6 protein-coding genes and 3 pseudogenes are annotated in these 5634 nt (G+C 39.0%); 8 read left to right on the forward strand and 1 reads right to left on the reverse strand.

Features of this window, described 5'->3' with window-relative positions; translation table 11 throughout:
* From L655_RS0114460 to L655_RS0114470, 3 genes are all read left to right on the forward strand, one after another.
* Positions 1-839: transposase (locus L655_RS0114460; protein WP_033011515.1), on the forward strand; the 839-nt coding region annotated here is incomplete at its 5' end.
* 222 nt (positions 840-1061) lie between these two features.
* On the forward strand, positions 1062-1292 hold the full coding sequence (locus L655_RS0114465; RefSeq protein WP_024605407.1) for a hypothetical protein: 231 nt from the start codon (positions 1062-1064) through the stop codon (positions 1290-1292).
* Between the two features lie 114 nt (positions 1293-1406).
* A complete protein-coding gene (locus L655_RS0114470; protein ID WP_024605408.1) occupies positions 1407-2030 on the forward strand; it encodes a hypothetical protein in 624 nt (207 codons plus the stop codon).
* A gap of 380 nt (positions 2031-2410) precedes the next feature.
* On the opposite strand, the gene L655_RS0114475 is transcribed toward L655_RS0114470, so the two are convergent.
* On the reverse strand, positions 2411-3565 hold the full coding sequence (locus tag L655_RS0114475; RefSeq protein WP_024605409.1) for an IS110 family transposase: 1155 nt from the start codon (positions 3563-3565) through the stop codon (positions 2411-2413).
* 127 nt (positions 3566-3692) lie between these two features.
* Between L655_RS0114475 and L655_RS0114480 the strand changes: the two genes are divergently transcribed.
* The 5 genes and pseudogenes from L655_RS0114480 to L655_RS1000000127255 form a co-directional block, all read left to right on the forward strand.
* Positions 3693-4121, forward strand: coding sequence for a hypothetical protein (locus L655_RS0114480; protein WP_024605410.1), 429 nt, complete (start codon positions 3693-3695; stop codon positions 4119-4121).
* 162 nt (positions 4122-4283) lie between these two features.
* On the forward strand, positions 4284-4979 hold the full coding sequence (locus L655_RS0114485; RefSeq protein WP_024605411.1) for a hypothetical protein: 696 nt from the start codon (positions 4284-4286) through the stop codon (positions 4977-4979).
* A gap of 222 nt (positions 4980-5201) precedes the next feature.
* Positions 5202-5267: pseudogene (locus L655_RS1000000127245) on the forward strand (Mobile element protein); the annotation flags it as partial.
* Positions 5268-5356: 89 nt separating this feature from the next.
* Positions 5357-5449 (forward strand): annotated as a pseudogene (locus tag L655_RS1000000127250) (Mobile element protein); the annotation flags it as partial.
* 92 nt (positions 5450-5541) lie between these two features.
* A pseudogene (locus L655_RS1000000127255) lies at positions 5542-5634 on the forward strand (Mobile element protein); the annotation flags it as partial.

Here is a 5634-nt window from a genome sequence, read left to right on the forward strand (position 1 = left end):
GTGCGAAGATGACGACCTCAAAAGGGACAATTCAAGGCTACAACGGCATCGCGATAAACGATGATAAACATCAAATCATCCTGCAAGCACAAGCGTGGGGCTCAGTGGGCGAACAACAAACTTTACAGCCAGCCGTTGCACAATTAAAACAGCAACTCGCTAAACTCAATACAGAAAAAATGGCAGATAAACACACCATCAAATTCACCGCAGACAGTGGGTTTAACAGCGAAGTAAATCTTGAGTTTATGGCGCAAAGTGGGTTCGATACCTACATTGCGGATAACCAATTTAGAAAACGAAATCCGCTGTTTAAAGCCAGCGAAACATACGAAACTGAGCAAGAAAAGCGCCGACTAAAACGCAGTAAAGGCAAGGCTCGGTTATTTACCTCAGACGATTTTCATTATGATGAAGCAACCCAAACATGCCGCTGCCCAGCAGGTAATGATATGTGGCGAAGCGGAGTTAATGTAAACAGCCATAACCAACAATACACACGATTCTGCGGTTACTTAAAAGATTGCAAAGTATGTCCACTACAACAGCAATGTATGCGAAAACCACCGATAGAAAGAGGACGACAAGTGCAGTTTATAAATAATGAATCGCGCAAAAAGCTGAGCTATGTAGACAAAATGAAAGTAAAAATAGACAGCCCCATAGGTCGACGACAATATAGCAAACGACTTGGCTGTATTGAGCCAGTGTTCGGGAACATTACAGTGAATAAAGGCATGAATAAATTGACCTTACGGGGTCAAACGAAAGTGAATGCGCAATGGCAACTGTATTGCCTTGTTCATAATATAGAAAAGCTGCAAAACACGATGCATTAAGAAGGGTAAGCCCTCTTACTCTAAATAAAAGCCACTCAAACACCCGTAATCCCTTCCAAAACGCCAATTAAAACAATATCAAACACTTCTATATTCTGCGTGAAAATACAGTAATCAATTGAACCAAAATAGGAACTCAGCTATGGTTTGTTTATCAATAAAAACAAATTTAAAAACGAGTTAATCTACAGGCTCGTTATACATACCTATGAAGCGGTGAGCATGGACTTTTCAAATAAATGGTTAATAGGTGTTGCAACTGCTCCCTATATTTTCCTTGGGATGTTTTTAGGGGCGCAATATAAGTTTGCAGTAGTGCTTGGTTGCTTAATTTTATCCACAATCGCTTATTCAAATCTCGTATCAAACGCAGATCGTAAAGTTCAAAAACAAAGGTTTTTTATGTTCGTGTTATTTCCAATAATTTTGTTTATTTTGGCAATGTATGTATAACAAAACAATCAACAACATTCGCTGCGCTCATTGGGAAAAAGCCTCGCTGGCACTTCGTGCAAAAGCACTCGGTTTTTCCCGTTATTGTAAGCGTTATATTGCAAGGAAAGTCTAGTGCACAATTTCGACAATTTAACCGAGCGGCTGGTTGAAGAATTAAAAGCTGCAGCTATGCATTTTGATCTTTATTGCTCTATAAAATCATCAATCCCCTCGCATAAAAAAGGGATGAATAAATCACCTAATTTCTGGTCGTTAACTTTAAATGCTCACCTTGAAGCAACTAGGTGTTCGCTCTGTAAGATCTATGATCAAACCAATAGTAATAATTTAACTCTTAATAGCTGGCTTAAAGAATTTAAAAAGTACCATTGCAAACAGGAATTCTTTGAGACTAATGAAATGGATAAGTTTAACAGGGTACCTTTGGCCGATGGTGAACTAGAGCAAGATATCGCCTTGGTTTCACTAAAAGATCCGTTAGTAAATACTCTATATACAAAGCATAGAAATAATGAGGTGGCTCATATTTCCAATAAACTCGTATCGAGGGGAGAATCATTCTGGGAAACCTACCCATTAACCGTAAATGACATTGAAGCATTGATATCAAGATCAAAAACCATTGTTAATAAATATACCGCTCATTACAACGGTGTTCATTATGAGCTACTCTCAATTTACCAGAAAGATGATTTCCAATATGTTTTGGATAGTGTTGAAAAATTTGCAATATAACAAGCACATCAAAAATCGCCCACAAAAAGTGTGGGCTGGACTCGCTAACGCTCGCCTTTTATGTGGGCGTTGGTATGACTCCCACTGTCAAGTTAAACGCACTGATCCCTGCCTAACTTTTTAAGCCATAATTACTTTAGCTCGAATTAGAGCGAGTTAATACATAGGATGAAGCAAGTAATGTCGTCGGTTATCTTGCTGATATTCGTTGGTTATTACTATTTCTAGTAACAGAGCAGACCTTACTTATTTCGTCGTGGCACCTGTCTTCAGTCTATGTTCGTGGTTCAATGCAGCGTTAGCTACATTGCCATCCTAACGCCGTCGGTGGTTGTGCCACACCCGATGCTTGATCCCATGCATTAACTCTAATTCGTTTATCATGCGGGTACTCTTGCCAATCTAAGTTTTGTATTCACTGGCGTAAGCACCACTTCTTTTGCAATAGCCCATATGTACGCAATCATTTCTCGGGCAATGGCGGTAACAACCAGATTGTAGTGTTTCCCTTTGGCTATCATTTTTTTATAGCGTTTGCAAAGCCTAATCTGTGCTTTCCACGCAATATCAATAATGTCCTTTGGTAAGCCTTCTTGTCGTTTTTGCATATCGGTCGATATATTTGCCGCATACCGATAAGTGTGTGCACCTTCCACAAGAAGGCGTCTTGCTCGGCCATTTCCGCATTTTGTGATGGCGCCAATATGGCGTTTGCCACCACTCGAGTGTTCACTGGGTACAAGACCGAGATAACTCATTAATTTACGAGGATGGTCGAAACGCGATAAATCGCCAAGCTCAGCAACAACGCCGGTGGCGACCAACAAACGGACACCACGCATAGCTTGTATTGCTTTGACAACAGGATAATAACGCCACTGGTGAACGTGGTGTGTTAGTTCATTGTCTAGCCGTTCAAGTCGGCTTATTCGTTCGGTAATTGTGTGTAAAAACTCTTGTAAGACGATGTGCTGAGCGGGGTGTGGCAGCACAAGCTCAGTAAGCCAACGTAAATGTTTTTGTGACCAATTCGCAGTGCCTTTGTAATTGATATTATTGCGAAGCAACAGCGCCTTTAATTGATATTTAGCATCTTTTAAATCTTTCATGGCTATTTCGCGTGCGCGAGATAAATCGCGTACGGCTTCGTCTTCAGGCTCGGGAACATAGATAGGTGTTAAATCTTCAGACTTAAGTAATTTAGCAAGCTTAAGAGCATCACGTTTATCGGTTTTAATCTTCTCACCAGGTTTTTTAGGAATAAGAGAGGGCGCCACCACGTAACAGCAATGGCCGAGGCTGGTAATTAACCTGTAAATCCAATAACCACATGGGCCTGCTTCATAAACAAAATGAAGTGTTGCGCCAGGGTATTTCGATTCGAACTGACGAACAAGCTTTTGAACGGCCACTTTGGAAGACGAAACTCGGCCAAGATGAACAGGTTGCGCACCTCTATGTTCTTCAATATAGGCGACTTCATTGAATTCTTTATGTGTATCAAGACCGATAAAAAGTATGCTATGTTTATTCATGTTAGCCTCTGCTGTTTAGTTAATTGACAAACTAATTATGGCTCTGGCTTTGAATTAAGCTAACCCACGAAAAGCGGAGGCTAACACCGTGTGGGAGTCATTATGTCTATATTTCAGGGAAAGGTTAGTGAAAATATTCACATTTAGTTTACTCATTTTTGCTTTTAACCTGCATGCTGAAGAGGTTGTATTTATCGGTTCACCTTTTTCAGTTGTGGAAAGTAAAAAATCATGCGATAACTTTGTTGAAAGTGGCATTTGTATGGATGCAGCCTTTGAATTGAAATACAGCGTGATTGAGTGGTTTAACACTTCAAAAGAACCAGAGACAATTGAATTCATCGGTTTTACTCACTCTACAGGTTTACCCAATTATACATCTTTTAACTATGCCTTAATTCAGTTAAAAAAAGTTAGAGGGCACTATTTGGTAAAAGACGTAAAACCTATCGTAGAGCTGGGTGATGAATATATTATTTGTGTTAGTGAGCAGGTCAAATTTAAAGAACAATGTTCTAAAACACAGACAATAAAAGATTATTTAGGCTCGTTGTAACTGAAATATAACAAGAATTTAAAGCGGGACTGCTAACAGTTTGCTCGGTTTCGCTTCGCTACACATTTTAGCAAACAATTATCAGCCCCTTAAATGGGCGTTGGTATCTATTGATGTTAGCGTCAACTTTTCAGGGTGTTAAACTATGTTGTGGAAAGGATTATGAAAGTAATTTTTATTTTTATTCCTGTATTTATAATTGTTTTTGTCCTTAATCAATTTTCTTATGGAGCATGCTTTAAGGGATACTGCCTTGAAGCTGCATTTCCCAAAGTTGCCTTTATATCGCTGGTTATTTCGTTAATCGTTTTTTTTATATCTAAAGAAAACGACGAAAAACCTCAAAAAAGCATTCAAAAAAACAATCCATTCCTCAATCAAGACAAAATTTGTGTTACTCATGAGGCTCCACAAAATACGATTTATGTTACCCATGAGGCTCCACAAAATACGATTTGTGTTACCCGTAAGGTTCCACAAATGAAAATTAAACTTAAGGGTAAATCGGACAAGCTTAAATATTTTGAGACTTATAAAGAGGCTGCTGTTTTCGCAAAAGAATTGTCAAGTAGTTTAACCACGACAATCAAGCTTGGGGTAAATGGTAATACATTTTTTGTTTATTTACCGATGGGGTATGACGCTCCGCCGATACCGATTGAAAACGAATTAACTTCACCTTCTTATGACGAATATGACGAATATGCTGATATCGAACAATTAAATAATCAGAATGAAATCATTGATGAACTATGGGACTCTGTTGCATCTTTAGCCCGTAGTGATGAAGATGGATGGTATTACGAGGACATCGATCCAGGAATGGAAAACAATGTTATCGATAAGTCATATGAATAATTGACTAACAAGCTGCTGCACTCGGACTCGATACAGTTGTCGCGGTTTTTGCTAAAAACAAAAGACAGCAAAAACAGCACCAACTTACTCGCCGGTACTGAGAGAACAAACTAGACACCCATCCTAAATTTAGAGAACAAACTAGACACCCATCCTAAATTTTGCACTTTTCAAAATTAAAGGCTAGCCTTTTATTAGTACAAAAAACAAGCAGGGCGTCTTATGGCAATCGCAAGAAAGCGTCAAGTAAGTTTGGTTGATACAAAATACTATCACTGTATTTCACGTTAAATAAACTAGACACCCACTCTAAATTTTGCACTTTTAGAAGTTAAAGACTAGCCTTTGTTTAGTGTAAAAAACAAGCAGGGTGTCTTATGGCTATCGCGAGAAAGCGTCAAGTAAGTTTGGCTGATACAAAATACTACCACTGTATTTCGCGTTGCGTGCGCCGTGCATTTTTATGTGGCCGTTAAATAAACTAGACACCCACTCTAAATTTTGCACTTTTAGAAGTTAAAGACTAGCCTTTGTTTAGTGTAAAAAACAAGCAGGGTGTCTTATGGCTATCGCGAGAAAGCGTCAAGTAAGTTTGGCTGATACAAAATACTACCACTGTATTTCGCGTTGCGTGCGCCGTGCATTTTTATGTGGC

Origin of the sequence: Pseudoalteromonas sp. TAE79, assembly GCF_000498015.1 — a bacterium.
Taxonomy (GTDB): domain Bacteria; phylum Pseudomonadota; class Gammaproteobacteria; order Enterobacterales; family Alteromonadaceae; genus Pseudoalteromonas.